At 48.8% G+C, this 16,061-nt stretch carries 12 protein-coding genes and 1 pseudogene; 1 reads left to right on the plus strand and 12 read right to left on the minus strand.

The features are described 5' to 3' along the window. The first annotated feature begins 44 nt into the window (after positions 1–44). Positions 45–497, plus strand: a complete 453-nt coding sequence (locus N909_RS0101570; RefSeq protein WP_029910353.1) for a rhodanese-like domain-containing protein — start codon at positions 45–47, stop codon at positions 495–497. A 3-nt stretch (positions 498–500) separates the two neighbouring features. On the opposite strand, the gene N909_RS24285 is transcribed toward N909_RS0101570, so the two are convergent. The 12 genes and pseudogenes from N909_RS24285 to N909_RS0101625 form a co-directional block, all read right to left on the minus strand. Continuing rightward, positions 501–2,291 carry a sensor domain-containing diguanylate cyclase gene (locus N909_RS24285; RefSeq protein ID WP_051689440.1) on the minus strand — a complete coding sequence of 597 codons (1,791 nt, stop codon included), beginning with the start codon at positions 2,289–2,291 and terminating at the stop codon, positions 501–503. Between the two features lie 387 nt (positions 2,292–2,678). Then, positions 2,679–2,777 (minus strand): annotated as a pseudogene (locus N909_RS26455) (transposase); the annotation flags it as partial. A gap of 185 nt (positions 2,778–2,962) precedes the next feature. Further along, positions 2,963–4,012, minus strand: coding sequence for a hypothetical protein (locus N909_RS0101580; RefSeq protein ID WP_029910359.1), 1,050 nt, complete (start codon positions 4,010–4,012; stop codon positions 2,963–2,965). A 607-nt stretch (positions 4,013–4,619) separates the two neighbouring features. Beyond that, entirely contained in the window at positions 4,620–6,803 is a 2,184-nt protein-coding gene (locus N909_RS0101585; RefSeq protein ID WP_029910363.1) for an RCC1 domain-containing protein, read from the minus strand. Between the two features lie 118 nt (positions 6,804–6,921). Further along, the gene (locus N909_RS0101590; RefSeq protein WP_029910366.1) at positions 6,922–7,497 is read right to left on the minus strand and encodes a hypothetical protein; all 576 of its coding nucleotides are present in this window, start codon (positions 7,495–7,497) and stop codon (positions 6,922–6,924) included. A 129-nt stretch (positions 7,498–7,626) separates the two neighbouring features. Further along, positions 7,627–8,178, minus strand: coding sequence for a tetratricopeptide repeat protein (locus N909_RS23520; protein WP_029910369.1), 552 nt, complete (start codon positions 8,176–8,178; stop codon positions 7,627–7,629). Between the two features lie 396 nt (positions 8,179–8,574). Then, on the minus strand, positions 8,575–9,225 hold the full coding sequence (locus N909_RS0101600; RefSeq protein ID WP_051689441.1) for a transglycosylase domain-containing protein: 651 nt from the start codon (positions 9,223–9,225) through the stop codon (positions 8,575–8,577). Positions 9,226–9,533: 308 nt separating this feature from the next. After that, a complete protein-coding gene (locus tag N909_RS0101605; protein ID WP_051689442.1) occupies positions 9,534–12,182 on the minus strand; it encodes a cation-translocating P-type ATPase in 2,649 nt (882 codons plus the stop codon). Between the two features lie 57 nt (positions 12,183–12,239). Further along, the gene (locus N909_RS0101610; RefSeq protein ID WP_029910378.1) at positions 12,240–12,917 is read right to left on the minus strand and encodes a transposase; all 678 of its coding nucleotides are present in this window, start codon (positions 12,915–12,917) and stop codon (positions 12,240–12,242) included. A 518-nt stretch (positions 12,918–13,435) separates the two neighbouring features. Continuing rightward, positions 13,436–14,227 carry an alpha/beta fold hydrolase gene (locus N909_RS0101615; RefSeq protein WP_029910382.1) on the minus strand — a complete coding sequence of 264 codons (792 nt, stop codon included), beginning with the start codon at positions 14,225–14,227 and terminating at the stop codon, positions 13,436–13,438. Positions 14,228–14,273: 46 nt separating this feature from the next. Then, a complete protein-coding gene (locus N909_RS0101620) occupies positions 14,274–15,551 on the minus strand; it encodes a TRAP transporter large permease (protein ID WP_029910385.1) in 1,278 nt (425 codons plus the stop codon). A gap of 4 nt (positions 15,552–15,555) precedes the next feature. Beyond that, positions 15,556–16,047 (minus strand): TRAP transporter small permease, encoded by a 492-nt coding sequence (locus tag N909_RS0101625; RefSeq protein ID WP_029910388.1) that lies wholly within the window; start codon positions 16,045–16,047, stop codon positions 15,556–15,558. Between the last annotated feature and the right edge of the window lie 14 nt (positions 16,048–16,061).

The following is a 16,061-nucleotide window of genomic DNA, read 5'->3' on the forward strand; positions in this document are numbered from 1 at the left end:
CTTCATTTAACAGTCTTCCATGATTAATTCTGAGGAGATCGAGAATGGTTAAAGTCATCACCCTGATGGGGGCCCTTGTTTTTGCCGCTTCCGTAGCGGTTGCCGCTGAACCGTTACTGGAAAACTACATCAGGACCTATGATTACGCTGCCCGTCTGGAAATGAAAGTCAGTAGCCAAAAACTGCTGGATATGCTGGAAGATGGCAAGGCGGTATTGGTGGACATCCGCTTCAAAGAAGAACAGGACGCCTGGGGACCCAGTTTTGCGTTGAAGATTCCGTTGAATGAGCTTCCTGAGCGTCTCGGAGAACTTCCAGCGGACAAGATTATTGTCACCGCCTGCCCGCATAAGGATCGGGCAATTATAGCCATGACCTATCTGCGCTCCAAAGGGATTGCCGCGCGTTATTTAACCGACGGGCTGCTTGGGCTGCTGGCTAATCTGCGTGGCGATGATGCCAAGTATTTTCTGGAGATGTATAAGCAGAACAAATAGTTGTCATTCCTGCTTTGCATTGTTATGAAATACCGCACCTTCAATGCGGTTTCTGCCATTGTTTTTGGCCTTGTAAAGCAACGCATCACACGCATTGAGCAGCTCTTCGGCTAGAACTTCCTGTGCACCGGTCAGGGTCAATACGCCGATACTCACAGTCACATGATCTGAGACTTTCGAACCTTTATGTGGAAGGGCCAGGGCTTCAATCCCGCAACGAACCTGTTCTGCCAGTGCCAGGGCATCTTGGTGCTCGGTTGCCGGCAAGATACAGACAAATTCTTCACCACCGTATCGGGCTACAGTGTCCGTCGGACGTTTAAGCGTTTTTGCAAAGACCAGCGCTACGGCCCGAAGACAGTCATCTCCGTGTAAATGGCCATAAATGTCATTGAATTGTTTAAAGTAGTCAATGTCCACCAAAAACAGAGAGAGCGGTGCTTCAGACCGGTTTTGACGTTTAATTTCACTGGCGAAGGTTTCATCAAAAAGGCGCCGGTTCACCAGGCCGGTCAGCGAATCTTTGCTGGCCAGTTTGGCGAGTTCCCGGTTCATGGTTTCAATTTCGCGGGTTGATGTGTCAACCAGACGGTGCAGGACGCGCATGGTGCGGAATTGCCGTGACTCTTCCAATTTGGGATCGTATTTTTCTGAGTCTGATGCCGCTACGGGATCTCCTTCGGATAGGGATAAAACGGTCATCGTCTGGCTGAAGAAATACGGCTTCCCGGATTTATGACTGAAATATTCGCCGTAGCAGAAGAACCCGCAGGCCGGTGCAAGATCTTCCAGCGATGACAGCTCCACCGTAATATCTGCGCCCAGGATCCACTTCCGGGAGACGCAGGAGTAGATGAAAATCGATTGCGGATTGTAGGCGCGCACCTCTTCATTGATCAGCTGAGAGCCAATCGCCAGCAGTCCGGCGTGGCAGAAGCCGAAGCGTAACTGTTCCCCTGGATAGAAGTCGTGGATATAATGAAACGATCCATCTTCATTGACGCCCGTAGCATGAATCGCCATGGGAATACCGTCGCGTTCGATAATCAGGGGGAAATCGGCAGCGGACAAGGGCAAACCGTCAGCAACTTCCTGCCCCAGATAGTGGGCATAAATGTCATAGGGCGACATGTCGTCAATGGAATAGACGACCGGTCCCTGGGCTTCGGTGATGGTCAGTTTTTTGCCGATGGGAACCCAGCTCAGGTTGTAGGCGTTATCCGCCCTGAGCGCCTTGCCGGATAATGACGCTGCGGCAATCCCGTGTTCGGTCAGTCCGTGCTGAGTGAACACAAAAGTTATCGCGCCTTTACCGTTATCTCCAGCCTGTCCGCCGGCAATGATGGCACTACCGCTGCGGGAATGGATGGCATCCAGCAGTGGTTCGCCATTGATTGTGTGCTTGTTCTTGATCCCGCATCCGAGCACGATGAGCGCCTTGGTATCCGGTCGGCACAGCGCATCACCTATTTCCTGACCGGCACCTGGCAGATCGTCATTTTGGGTGACCAGGTGGGAACAGATGCACGAGTGTTCAAACATCAAAATACTGATCAGAATCTGTCCGTCCAGAGAGCGGGCATCAATAATCTCACCAGCGGTGCTGGTTCCGATCAGGGGTACGCCGGGAAAACATTGGGTGATGTGTGAGACAAGCTTGAGAACGACAGCTTGATCCTGTTCGCCACTGAAGACCTGAATCAGGACCTGTTCCGGGGGGTAAGAGTTCACCTGATCCTTCACTGCGTCCAGATCGGCATAATCGTTATAGACGATATTGATAGTTTTGATCATAGACGCTCATGTCTTTGCTGGTTAGTTTGCGAGATATGTTATTCATCTACTCGTGTCCCGTTCGGTTAATTATATGTATTAATTTTGAGTCCTTTTTGTTGCTGTCAAGGCGTGCCGCAGGCCTAGCTTAGGCTAAGCCGAGAAGGCAGAACGTAGACAGCGGCAAAAAGGACCGAAATCGGAATAGAGAACTAACCGTACGGGACACGAGGTCTTGAGTATACCAATTGCTTCTAAACTCATGCAGCGCCCCCTCCACGAATCTGCCATCCTCCCCTGAGTCGAGCTAATAAATGAATTTCAGTATGTGATAGGTTGGGAGATACTAGGGACATCCATGATAAGTAAAGTCAAGGGGAAAGCAGAGGTTTCCCTTTACCTCGCGGGCCTATCAATCGCAAATTTAAGCAGGAAAACCTGCTTGTGGCATCGATGAGTGATGTGCCAAACATGATCGGGTAAACAGTAACAATTTGCACGTGGCATTTCGTTTCCCCCTATGATTTTTAGGTGAAAATAGCAAGTCTAAATACGACAATTGCCCTTTTATGACTTAATTTCTTTTATAAATCAAACACATAACTAGATCAGACCCTGTAATCAGAAAATTTAAGTTACTTGACCAGGCCCACCTCCAAGCCGGTAATGCTCCGCTGCCCAGACCGGATAGCCTACCTTCTCAAAAAACCCTTAAAGCCAACTCCCCCTACGGCAAAAATATCAATGGCATTCATACTATCCCGTGCATGGCGCCGCAGATGAAATCCATCACCGTCCTTGGCAACCTTGTAAAGAGTTTCCTTATATTTTTCATTTCCCGAGGTAGCAAGAGCCTTACAGAGCCAGGCGATTTCGTCGACTGAATGGTTCTCATCGATATCCAGATAATTGTCTAGAATTTTCCTGTTTATGACTTCATATAGAGCTGGGGCTTTCATCAACCCGCCCCTGACGATATGCTTGGCAGCAATAATGACAGTTGCAATCGAGTCTGAATTAATTTGTTCAAGATATTCTTTTTCAATTGCAGACATCTGTATATTTGGCTTTTTCAGAAATGATTTTTTTTCAGGCGCGGCAATAAAAATTTGATTATTTGCCAATAACTGATTGATCGATTTATGAATTTCTTCTGAGACAACATCAATTTCGTTCTGGTTTAACCATGGATAAAAAGGAAAGAAAATCCAACCAGCATACACATCAAGATCGACAGAGAAATTCAATTTTTCCAGAACTTCCGTCCCTTCCAGTATTGCAACCTCCACGCTGATAAAATCATGGTGTCGAATATAGCTTGGGATCGCTCCTAAACTTAAACCAGTAAAAATATCTAACAAGCCTGCATCTCCATACCACTTTTCGGTGATTGTAACCGCTATCTGATGGGAGAATCTCATATTTGAAGATTTGTCATAATAGATAAATTCGTAGCCATCTTGAACAAGTAAAGCTTTAATTTTATCGCGATAGAGGTACCGTGTGAATTGATTATGAGCCTTACCCGATGGCCAAAGATAGTCAATACTAACCGGCAAGAGAGAGCCATTGAGCGTCATCACTTTTGAATAGTGATTCTCGTTTTTGATGGGAACCCTGACAAGACATCCAGTTACTAAAAATGAAAAAAGCACGATAACTGTAGCTATTGATAAAAAGCGTAACCATCTTCCCTGCTGTTTCGATCGGCGTATCGATTTTAATTGTGCATTGAGATCCATCGCCCTCTCCTTAAATATTAGTGAAAGAAGTTTTCCGAAATGGTTTATGATTCCATTCCAAAGAAGCACGAAATCACCTTTTGCTATCCATTATGGTTAATAGGCAAATATTATGCCGATCATAAGAAAGCCCCTTAACCACCTTAAAATAGGTATATTTAATCGAGACAGGAACAGTAGAAAAGCAAACAAAAATTAAAAATAAGTGCAAATTATGTCAGAAGGTGTACAAAAATAGCTCAAATGGCGTTATTAGGAAGGGATTTAAACAGTTTAATCATTGATCAAATTTAGGTCTTTGGGGGTCGCTATTGTTTTTAAAGTGAAATGAGTGAATTAATTCTCATCTTTTTTATCTTAAAGTATGGTTTTCTTAAGCTCAACGGGGCAAGACCGCCTTTAGCTTTTCTCGCACAAAATTCAATAGAGAACAGAACTTTATTCTTCAAAAGCCAAGAGCAGGCCTGCCCCTCTTCTCCTCGATTAGGGTCACCCCAGAGATCAGCCCGTTTATATATAGGCCTTTGCATAGTAGCTAAATATTGAATTGAAAATCACACATAAATTATGTCTTGCCAATTTCCTCATATCTCGTTCCAATGAACCATTATGGGAAATGCACTTGGCTGGGTGTTTCAACAAATGCCGTCCCTTCCCCCAATTGTCCCCAGATATTCGTCCCCCAACTCCACAAGGAACCATCCGTTTTTAAACCAATCCCATAAGACTGGCCTCCCGCCTCAGCAGCTTCCCAGTCAAGAGCGGTGCCTATGCGTGTCGGGCTAGAGAGACCCAAAATGTCTGTATTCAGGGTGCCAACGTTATAAAGAGGAACACCCCAATGCCACAAACTGCCATCGGCTTTTTGTGCAACCACGTATGAACTTCCTGCTGAAACGCCTTGCCAGTCGGAATCCGTACCAATTTGGACTGGAAGATAGCTGCCATAAGTCGTACCTGTCACAAGTCGCCCTGCGTTATTTGTTCCCCAAGCCCACAAGGTACCGTCTGTCTTCCGCGCGACACTGAAACCATCACCGCCCGCACACTGGCTCCAGTCGGTATCACTGCCAACCTGGGTTGGCACAGTGTTGTCGATTAGCCCAGAACCTAATCCAAGCTCGCCATCCGTATTGCGCCCCCAACTCCAAAGAGACCCGTCAGATTTAATGGCCAACACATGTCCATATCCGGCATCAATTGCCGTCCAGTCGGTATCACTCCCAACCTGCACCGGGCTCGACTCCGCCAGAGTGTTTCCAATACCAAGCTGCCCAAAATAGTTTTCTCCCCAGGCCCAGAGGCTGCCATCGGTTTTTATCCCAAGGAGATAAGAGGGGACACCATGGCCCGCAGTCAGCAGGGTCCAGTCCGAGTCTGTTCCGACCTGAACCGGATCATCAACAAATCGAGGAGTTATGTTCACACCGTCCACGGCGGATATATAACCCCAGCACCAGATCGTTCCATCTGTTTTCGTCGCACAGGTGAAATCTTGTCCGAGGGCAAACTTTTCCCATTCGCTCTGGTCGATCAACTTGGACGGGAAATCTCTGCTCAAGTAGGTTCCATCACCTAATTGAGCATTGTTGTTTTTGCCCCATCCCCACCAGGAGCCATCCACTTGACGCGCAACAACATGCGTTGGTCCGGCAACAATTCGATTCCATGTGGATTCTGCGGCGATCGGCACCGGTACGTTCTTGCTGCCTGCTGTCCCCAGCCCCAACTGCCCGCTGTTATTGAAGCCCCAACTCCAGATCGAGCCATCGGATTTCATGGCAAAGCAGGACTCCTCACCGGCGACAATATTGGCCCAATCGGTCGCGCTTCCAATCTGTATCGGGATTAAACTGGCTTTCTCCTGAAAATCTGCTAACTGGCGGAAACCGTTGCTTCCCCAGGCCCAGAGGCTGCCATCTTTCTTCAGGCCTAATGTATGGCCATAGCCTGCTTGGGCCTTCGCCCAGTCTCTGTCGCTGCCGACCTGCATCGGACTGTTGGTAATACCGCTAGCCCCAACCTGACCGAAATCGTTGACTCCCCAACCCCAGAGGGTGCCGTCCGACTTGAGCCCCATTGAATGGCTAAAGCCTGCCGAAATGTCGATCCAGTCTTTGGCAGCCCCAATCTGTACCGGATCATGCCGTTCGATGGATGTCCCGTCACCTAGCTGCCAGAAATTATTTTTGCCCCAGGCCCACAAGCTTCCATCAGTCTTGAGAGCAAGCGTGTAATCATACCCAACCGCTACCCTCTGCCAATCATGATCCGAACCAACCTGGACGAAGCCGTTGGTGTCCTTGGATTCCCAGAGGCTGCCATCGGTTTTGATCGCCGCAGCATGACTCCACTTAAGGTCCATTGTCGCCCAATCGGAGTCATTGCCGATTTGGGTCGGCAGAAGAATATCTGCCGTGGAACCGTCTCCCAGGAAACCTGATCGATTTCTACCCCAGGCCCAGAGTGTGCCGTCTGACTTCAGGCCCAGGTTGCTGAGATATCCGCTCGCAACCCGGCTCCAATTATTATCGCTGCCAACCTGGGCGAGCGTTTCACGACCTGTTGTTGTGCCATCACCCAACTGTCCAGAGTCATTGGCACCGCTACTCCACAAGGTTCCATCCGATTTTAAAAACAGGGCATGTGCCGCTCCACCAGCCATCGGAGCAGCAGGCAAGGCTGTTCCTTCAGACATTTCTTCGCCACCACCACCTCCTCCTCCGCAAGCGAAAAGAAATAAACTGAAAACGCAGAGAAGCAGCCACCAGACAATTTTTAATTTCAGCATGAACACCCTCCTTGCAGTAGCATTTAAAATCAGGCATAAAAGTTTTAAACTTCAACCATTTTTTTAACTGCAATAATCATCGATGAAATACTTCCTCTATTATGGAAGATCGCTTAATTTATCTAAAAGATATTTTTTCGTTATCTTTTTTAAGTTCATTGAGTATTTTTTTGTTTTCCAGGCAGGACTCAATAGACTTTTGGATAGCAAAAACAATGATGATGAAATATAGAATAATTCCTTTTTCGCTATATTGATAAATCATGAAAAATGAAAAAGCGATAAGAGAGATTGACGATAGAAGGACTCTTTTTATTGAATAGTCAATTGTCCCAAAAAATATTATCGATATTGTAGATAGCACTGATAATGCTATGGCAAAAAATTTATAGGAAAAAAACAGGAGCGCAATAGACAACAGAGGGAGTAACATAAAAAAAGAAAAATAAAAAATTGAAAACCTTGGCGGGTTATTTTTTCTTGCGCTAACCCTTTCTTCGTCTACCGGAAGAGTCACAGCACCACGAATAATGATTATATTTGAGGCAATTAAAACGAATAGTAGCCAAATAATCCAAATTGGATCTGGGAGAAAACGAATAATTGCTGCGCCAAATCCCCCCCAAAATGGCCAGTATTTGGCAATGGAATATGTCGTTTCGCTGGGCTGATAAATTTCTTTAAGAATCTTCATAAAAAAACCACAGAGGACCAACTAATTTTTAGGTGAAAAAGCATGTTTAAGCCTAATAATTGCCCTTTTACGGATTAACTCCTTTTATGAATTAACCACATAGTTAGGTCCACCTCCGTACTCTGTAACCTAGCGGCAAATGCCTTTACTTTTTGCATCATTGTAGGGTCTACAATCACCCAACTGACATGCTCTTTTGTAGTCATTACATGCATTATCATTATTTTTTAAATGCACGTAGGTTAACCCTCGGTTGTTATATGCAAGAGCATATGAATCGTCTATTTCAATGGCTTTAGAAAAGTCATCAAGGGCTTTGCTATATTCGTCGATTGTCCCATAAACCCAACCTCTACCATTGTATGCTTCGGCAATGTTCGGATCGAGTTCGATTGATTTTGTGAAATTTTGGATAGAAAGGTCGTATTGCTTCAGATTGTAGTAGGCAAAACCCTTGGTGTAGTAAGCTCGGCCATATTCCGGGTCTTTCTGAGAAGCCAGTTCTGCATATTTTAAGGCCAATTCAGGATCTGAATACTTTCCATTTTTCCAGAGTTTTACAGATAACTCATTAAGTTCTTGAACGCTCATAGTGTTGAGTGATTCAGGCGAAGGCTTATTTGTTGCTGCGCACCCAGCGAGAAAAGTAAGACAGACGAGCATAGTAGCAATTTGTTTCAATGTTCCCTCCTGTATTTTCCATACAACGAGTCTACAGAAAAACCTAAACACCAATCATCCTACAGCTTAGACCCTAATTTTTGTTATGACCAATTACCAGCCGATAGGCTGGCCTGCTTTTCAGTCACAAGATTGATTCTTTCAGAAGAAATCATCCCATAATATCCACTTTATCTGATTTATCTCTGACTTTATCGACCTTTTTCCACCTTGTTGTTCCAAACCAGTGAGCCTTGGTCAAATTGTGCAGAAGGGTCATTAGCTGCCACTGACTATCATTCGTCTTCGTATCCCACGGAGTAAACCGTTTTGTAATACGGGAAATGTCCCTAGTTTTTCCTTGGTGAAAACTCCAGGATGGCGGGTTATGTCATGATTAAATTCTCTGCAATGTAGCTACGGTCGACGATTACTCTCAGAACATTGGTCTAAGAATATTTGAGACACATGCTCGTAGATACATTCACCATTCAATACCTGTTTGATACGGCGCACCCTTTCTCTCGACGCTGCTGTATTTGGCCTGAGCCTGTTTGGCCCCGGGAGCATAGCGACTAATGATAAGTATTCATCATCATTTAATTCTGATAGCGATTTGTTAAACCAAGAATGTGCTCCCTGGTCAAAGCCAAACAGTTGCTTGCCGTCTTTTTCGCCCAAATATGCAGTAGACATAAAGGCTACAAGCTGGGTTTCCTTTGATATGTTGGGATTTACAACAAACCGAGCAATCAATGTTTGCTCTATTTTCTTGAAGCCTTTCGTAAATTTGTCAAAAAAAAGTCTCTTTACCAGACTTTGGGTGATTGTAGTGGTTGTTAGTGGACTAGGCCATTCTATACCGGTGTGATCAAAGAATGCAGGATCTTGGATTTTTATTAATATTTCCTGGCGCTTTTCATTTAAACCAAGATCCCTTGGTGTTACTGAAGCATAGGGTAAAAATTGATGATCAAGCTTTTTGTATGCAATTCCTACGGCATATGCTTCATATGCAACCAATGCCCCGCATAAAAGCGCCAATAAACATATCAGTTTTCGTCTCATGATAATTTTATGCCTAACGAGTCTGTAGGAAAAACCGCCCTACAGCTCAGATTCTCAATTTTGTTATAGCCGGGCACAGGCCGATGGACTCCCCTGCTTGTTCGTCTCTCTCCCTCATATTTTGCGCGATGGTCGAATGCTGTTCGATCAAGCACAAATTTAAGCAGAAAATCCTGCTTTTGACATCAATAAGTAATGTGCCAGACATGGCCGGGCAAAAAATAACGATTCACACGTGGCATTTCATCCCCCCTCTGATTTTTAGTTAAAAATTGCGTATTCAAGCGTGACAATCGCCCTTTTACCGATTAATTTCTTTTATGAATTAACCACATAGCTAAGTCCGCCCCCGCACTAGCAGTCAGCTGATAGATCAGGCTGATCGCGGCGAACAGCACCCCGGCGCCGAATAACAACGCGAGGTCGGCAACGCCGAGCGGGACGATTTTGAACATCGCCGCCAGCGGCGTGTACATCAGCAGCGCCTGCAGCGCTACCGACAGCAGGGCCGCCGCCCAGACCCAGCGATTGGCCCAGAACGGCACCTGGTAGCTGGTGCGGATGACGAAGGTCAGGATCACTTCGTAGAGGACAACGAAATTGAACACCATGGTCTGCGCGTGAACCAGCTGTGCGGCAGACTCGCCGGCGCCGCCGAAATAGAAAAACAACAGCAGTGCCAACAAGCTGCCGACCGAGCCGAGCACCCCAAGCAGGGCCAGCTTAGCCGCCGGCAGAATCCCCTCGGCGCGCGGTTTGGGCCGCCGCGACATGATGTCGCTGCCATAGGGATCGACGCTGTAGGCCAACGCCGGAGCACCATCGGTCACCATGTTGATCCAGAGCAGCAGCACCGCGGTCAGCGGCAGGTTCATGCCGAACAGCGCCGCGCAGAAGATGATCAGCACCTCGCCGAGGTTCCCCGAGAGCAGCAGCATGATCGATTTCTGGATGTTGTCGTAAATTCCGCGCCCTTCCTCGATGGCATTGACGATGTGGGTGAAGCTGTCGTCGAGCAAAACCAGGTCGGCCGCTTCCTTGGCGACCTCGGTGCCGCTGCCGACGGCGACGCCGATGTTGGCTTTTTTCAGCGCCGGCGCGTCGTTGACGCCATCGCCGGTCATGGCGACGGTGTTGCCCATCTTCTGCAGCGCGTCGACAATCTGCTGCTTGTGCTCAGGAGCGACGCGGGAGAAGATATTAACGTTCTCCTGCAGCGCCTGCTGCAGCGCGGCCGCATCCAGCCCGGCCAGTTCGTCACCGGTCAGCGCCCGCCCTTCGATGCCGATCTCGCGGCCGATCGCCTTGGCGGTTTCGCCGTAGTCGCCGGTGATCATGATCACGCGGATTCCGGCTTGCCTGGTTCTGCGCAGCGACTCGACCACATCCGGGCGCGGCGGATCGATCATCGCCTGCAGGCCGAGAAAGGTCAGTTCCCGCTCCTTCAACTCTTTCGCCTTCGCCTTGCGGGCAAAAGCGAGGACACGCAACGCCCGCGAGGCATAACTGGCGTTCTGTCGTTCGATCTGCTGCCGCCACGCATCGCTCAACGGCTGCTCCTGCCCGTCGACCAGAATCGTGCTGCAGCGATCCAGCAGCTGCGTCAGCGCCCCCTTGCAGTATGCTGTCGCCCCCGTCTCGTCGCCGACCAGCACCGACATCAGCTTGCGTTCGGAGCTGAACGGCAACTCGGCGAGCCGCCGCCGCTCGTCGCTCACCCCGACTTTTACGGCGCTGGTCAGCAGCGCCGCCTCGGTCGGGTCGCCGGTCACCTGCCAGCGGCCCGACTCCAGCTGCAACGAGGCGTTGTTGCAGAGCAGACCGCAGACAAACAGCTCCTTGACCAGCGGGCCGTCGACCTCCCCTTCCGGCACATAGCCGCTGCCGGAGAGCGTTATTTCGCCAGCCGCCGTCCAGGCGTAACGAACGGTCATCTGGTTGGCGGTCAGGGTTCCGGTCTTGTCGGTGCAGATCACGTCGCAGCTGCCGAGGGTCTCCACCGAGGAGAGGTTGCGGACCAGGGCTTTTTTTGCCAATAGGCGCTTGACCCCAACGCTCAAGGCGATCGTCACCACCGCCGGTAACGCCGTCGGTACCGCCGCGACCGCCAGGCTGATGGCGATCAGAATCAACTCCAGCACCGCATGCTGGTCGAACCCATTGGCCAGATAGTCTTTGAAAAAGAATAGTGCGAAGACGATCAGGCAGATCGCGATGATGACATAGCTGAGTTTTCTGCCGAACTGGTCGAGTCGTCTCTGCAGAGGCGTCTGCTCCTCCTCGGCCGCCTTTACCAGCTCGGTGATTTTCCCCAGCTCGGTCTGCATACCGGTCGCCACCACCAGTGCCAGGCAGTTGCCGGTCGCCAGCGTCGTCGCCGAATAGAGCATGTTGCGGCGATCGCCGAGCGACACCTCCCGCGTTATCGTTTCCGGGCCCTTTTCCACCGGGACACTTTCACCGATCAACGCCGATTCCTCGACCTTCAGCTGCACGGCCTGGATAATCCGCAGATCGGCCGGCACCCGATCGCCCGCCTCCAGTAGCACGACATCCCCCGGCACCAGCTCGCTGGCCGGAATCACCTTGCGCACCCCGCTGCGCACCACGGTCGCCTGCACAGTGCTGATCTTTCTGAGCGCTTCCAGCGATTTGTGCGCGCTCAACTCCTGATAGAAACCGATGATCGCGTTCGCCAGCAGAATGATCAGAATGATCACCGAGTCAACGTACTCGCCGATCAGCAGCGAAAAAAAGACCGCGAACAGCAGGATGTAGATGATGAAACTCTTGAACTGATTGATAAAGACCAACAGCGGGTTGATAATGGTTCTGGTTTCCAGTTGATTCAGCCCGTAACGCTTTAGGCGACTTTCCGCCTCATCTTTGGTCAGGCCTTCAAGCCCCGATTGCAGATGCTGAAACAATTCGGCGTGTGTCAAGCGGTGGAAATCCATTCCGCCTCCTCCCGGTTGGTTTTGAAACAGACAGGAATGAATAAAGTTAAGGAAAAACTAGGGCCCCCCCCCAGTTTTTCTGGGTCTCCCCGGCTTACGAGGCCTCAATGTAGCATTCAACTGATATTCCATGTTGTCAATAAAGTTCTCCGAACCGAACGGGCGACCGGTGCGGGTGGCGCTACGCAGCTTGGCTTCCGCGTCCTCATCGCTGTTTAGAATGAATTCGGCATACCGGCTTCTGTCTGTTTCTTCCAACCAGGATGGCTCCTGTAAAAGATCGTCCTGAGCCAGTTTCAAATGGGCTTTGGCGCTGGACCAACGATAATCCTCGGCATAGCCCACCAGACCGACCTTGATCGGATTACGCTCAATGTACCGTGCCACGGTCCAAAGGTGTTCGTCGTTTTCGACAATGCAGGAGAAAAAGCGATTCTGCCAAATACGACCGCTCTGATTCAGCTTACGATTGAGATATTGCGTATAGACCTGATTGGTCAAACCGACAGCACGGGCAAGCGCGTTTTCTTTTTCCGGGACAACCAACAGATGAACATGGTTATCCATCAGGCAATAAGCCCAAATGGGTAAATGAAATGCTTTGCTGTACTTACCCAGCAATTGTAGGTAGGTCTGCCTGTCCTCGTCGTCGAAAAAAACAATAGAGCGGTTATTGCCACGCTGGGTAACATGGTGAGGGTATCCGGGAGCAACTATGCGAGCGATTCTTGGCATGAGGGAGAGTCTAGCGGCATTGCAGTTTTAAGACAACGGTTAAATAGGGGCAGTGTCCCTAGTTTTTCACAAGCGGAACATCCGGAAGTGACCCCAAAAAACGCTTTAGTGATGTAACCCCAATGGCAACGTTACACCGCAGGGACCATTTATGTATAATTTCGGTAGGTTAAATAACATGAGAGTCTTTTTATCGTGCGGGAAAAGCCCCAAACACAGGGAAGTTCTTTACTTATAAAAACTAGAATCCGATCAGACAGGTCATGTCTGATCGGATAGTACTTAAAGAGAACTGTACCCCAGTCAAAAATCCTAAGGTGTGCAGAAAAAAATAGTTTTGACTGGATTTATGAAATATAAATGGAAAGGTTTAAAATATCCGAATAATTCACTTCATAACTTCTTAGTTTTAAAATGACCTTTCTCCGATTCAGGAATATAAATAAAGTTTGTTGACTCTCGATTCTGATAAGTCAGAATTGGCAGGTCAATGTTCCCTTGGGAAATCCCAAATCAACTCAATTTAGGAATGTGGTGATGGCCTCCAAAAAAGCTTCTAAGTTATCGATATTTACAAGATGTGCAGCTTTTGGTATTTCTTGAAAGCGGGCATTTGGGATAAGCTCCGCTGCTCGACGAGCCACTGTAGGAAACGGGCTCAGCGATAGCGCTCCGGCGAGCACCAACGTCGGCGCAGAAATGGCACTCAATAACGCAACAGATAGCGGAGGCCGTTCCTTGTCTTGCATCTGAAGGATCAGTGATTGTGCATTCGCAAGAGAAATCGATTTCAACTCAGGCGAGCGATCCTCCCATTTAGGCTCTCCACAAACACTGTCTAGGTAACAAGCCACGCCATCACGCATCTTGCCATCCATCAGCATTTTCAGTGCGGCATTTTGCTTCGGTGCCAAAGATTGCACTGGTCCCTGGCCTTCTATGGAACCGCCAGGCTCCATCAATACGAGCGAAGTGACCAGATCAGGACGCAAGCTGGCAACACGGGCTGCAAGATAACCGCCATAGGAATGACCGATGAGATTAATGGGTCCACGACCAATTTTCTCCAGAAAGGCGATCACATCCTCGGCCTGATCTAGTGCGCGATAGGTGCCGTCTAACGTCGTATTTGGCAACGGCCAGTGGAACCGTCTGCTCAGAGCAATGCAGCGGTGGGTCTCAGATAGCGAGGCGATGGTGTCTTTCCAGTATCGCATATCCAAGGCCGATCCGTGGATGAAAACAACTGTGGGTCCACTCCCCTCTTCAACGTAGAAAAAATCATATTCTCTGACAGTTATCTTTTTCACTGTCTACTATCCCCTGTGTATTGGAATGGAAAATTCAAAACGTGCTTCATCTATAAACCAGCGTTGGAAGCCAGAGCGACACCTGGGGCACGTACGTCACGAAAATCAATAGCAGCAGCATGATGATAATGAAAGGTAGTACACCTCGGGTTACTTCAGCCAACGGTGTCGATGTCGACGACGAAAGTACAAAAAGATTGAGGCCGATAGGTGGTGTGATCAGCGCTAGCTCCATGTTGACAACCATCACAACTCCGAAGTGGATTGGATCAATGCCAAGTGCCCCCAGAATTGGCAAAATGATCGGCAAAGTGATCAACATGATCGCCATCACTTCGAGGAATGTCCCCAGGACAAGGAAGAATATATTAACGACGATCAGAAACTGCCATGGCTTGAGATTTGCTCTAACAATGAATTCGGCGAGTTGCTGCGGCCCACCTGATCCAGTCAGCCAGTGACCAAAGGTGATAGCCGTCATTATGATCGCGAGGATCGTTGCGGTCCGACGCATCGATATTCCAATTATCGGTATAACATCACGTAGTTTGCATCCATCATAAAAAACGACGCTAACGATGATCGATAGCAAGGCCGCGACCCCTGCAGCCTCGGTCACTGTTACGATGCCCGAATAAATACCACCTAAGATGACCACTGGGATGGACAGTGCCGGGAGGGCTGCCCAAGAACGCTGCAGCGCCTCTTTCCTGCCTATCTGTGATGACTTTAGATAGTCTTTTCGCCTTGACGTCATAATTGCATAAATGATGAACAGGCCCGCCTGAATCAGTCCCGGAATAAGTCCAGCCAAGAACAGCCGCGGGACCGATTGTTCGGCAATCATTGCATAGACTATAAAGGCCAAACTTGGTGGGATCAAAATGCCCAAAGTGCCAGATGCACCGATCAAACCAACCGCAAAAGACCGGTCGTACTTCTGGTCAACCATCGCTGGCACGAGGATAACGCCCATAGCAACGGCTGTGGCGACTGAGGAACCACATATCGCTGCAAACACTGTGGTTGCCAAAACACCGGCAACCGCAAGGCCGCCAGTCATTCGTCCCACCACGACTTTTGCGAAATCCATGAGTGAGGCAGCAATTCCACCGCGTTCCATGAACGTCGCAGACATAATGAAGAATGGGATGGCCAGTAACGTTAGAGAATTCAGGTGATCCATATAAATCTGGGAAACACTCATGATTGGGACGCCTTCAAACACGATCAAGCCGCCCGATATCACCCCTAATACGATATAAACTGGGACTCCCGCTGCAAGCATGGCAAGCAAAACAACAGTCACAATGATATATTCCATATGACTAGACCTCTAACGATTCTGTATCGGTGGACTTACGGGACACTAATTGTGCCCCATAAACAATACATTGCAGCAGCATACCAACAGGCAATGCGAGATAATAAAGTGCCTTAGGGAATTGCAGCGATGTGTCACCAGTCTCACCGATCATGAGAGCGAATGACACCATCTGCCACCCAGCCCAAACAAGAACTGCTGAAAAGCAGAAGCCAACTATCAACATTACAGTACGGTATATTTTGTGCCCCACGCCCTTTAAGTTCGCAACCAAGAAGTCTGCACTAATATGCTCGCCACGTCGGGCTAGCTCCCCGAAAGACAGAAAAACACCCCAGATTACGGCGTAAACGGTGACCTCCGCGCCCCAGTCAGTAAGAATCGACGGCGCAAAATATCTGCCCACGACTTCATAACACACTACAAACAGAGCAATTAAGCCGATGATGCCGGAAATGAACTCGGCACCTCGGCTAATGTATCCAATTGTTTTCATAACTTCCTTTCCCC

The organism is Pelobacter seleniigenes DSM 18267 (assembly GCF_000711225.1).
Classification (GTDB): Bacteria; Desulfobacterota; Desulfuromonadia; order Desulfuromonadales; family Geopsychrobacteraceae; genus Seleniibacterium; species Seleniibacterium seleniigenes.

What these genes read in the sequence shown, in the direction of transcription:
- N909_RS0101570 (WP_029910353.1), top strand. Translation starts at nt 45, where the DNA reads ATGGTTAAAGTCATCACCCTGATGGGGGCCCTTGTTTTTGCCGCTTCC.
- N909_RS24285 (WP_051689440.1), bottom strand. Translation starts at nt 2,291, where the DNA reads ATGATCAAAACTATCAATATCGTCTATAACGATTATGCCGATCTGGAC.
- N909_RS0101580 (WP_029910359.1), bottom strand. Translation starts at nt 4,012, where the DNA reads ATGGATCTCAATGCACAATTAAAATCGATACGCCGATCGAAACAGCAG.
- N909_RS0101585 (WP_029910363.1), bottom strand. Translation starts at nt 6,803, where the DNA reads ATGCTGAAATTAAAAATTGTCTGGTGGCTGCTTCTCTGCGTTTTCAGT.
- N909_RS0101590 (WP_029910366.1), bottom strand. Translation starts at nt 7,497, where the DNA reads ATGAAGATTCTTAAAGAAATTTATCAGCCCAGCGAAACGACATATTCC.
- N909_RS0101600 (WP_051689441.1), bottom strand. Translation starts at nt 9,225, where the DNA reads ATGAGACGAAAACTGATATGTTTATTGGCGCTTTTATGCGGGGCATTG.
- N909_RS0101605 (WP_051689442.1), bottom strand. Translation starts at nt 12,182, where the DNA reads ATGGATTTCCACCGCTTGACACACGCCGAATTGTTTCAGCATCTGCAA.
- N909_RS0101610 (WP_029910378.1), bottom strand. Translation starts at nt 12,917, where the DNA reads ATGCCAAGAATCGCTCGCATAGTTGCTCCCGGATACCCTCACCATGTT.
- N909_RS0101620 (WP_029910385.1), bottom strand. Translation starts at nt 15,551, where the DNA reads ATGGAATATATCATTGTGACTGTTGTTTTGCTTGCCATGCTTGCAGCG.
- N909_RS0101625 (WP_029910388.1), bottom strand. Translation starts at nt 16,047, where the DNA reads ATGAAAACAATTGGATACATTAGCCGAGGTGCCGAGTTCATTTCCGGC.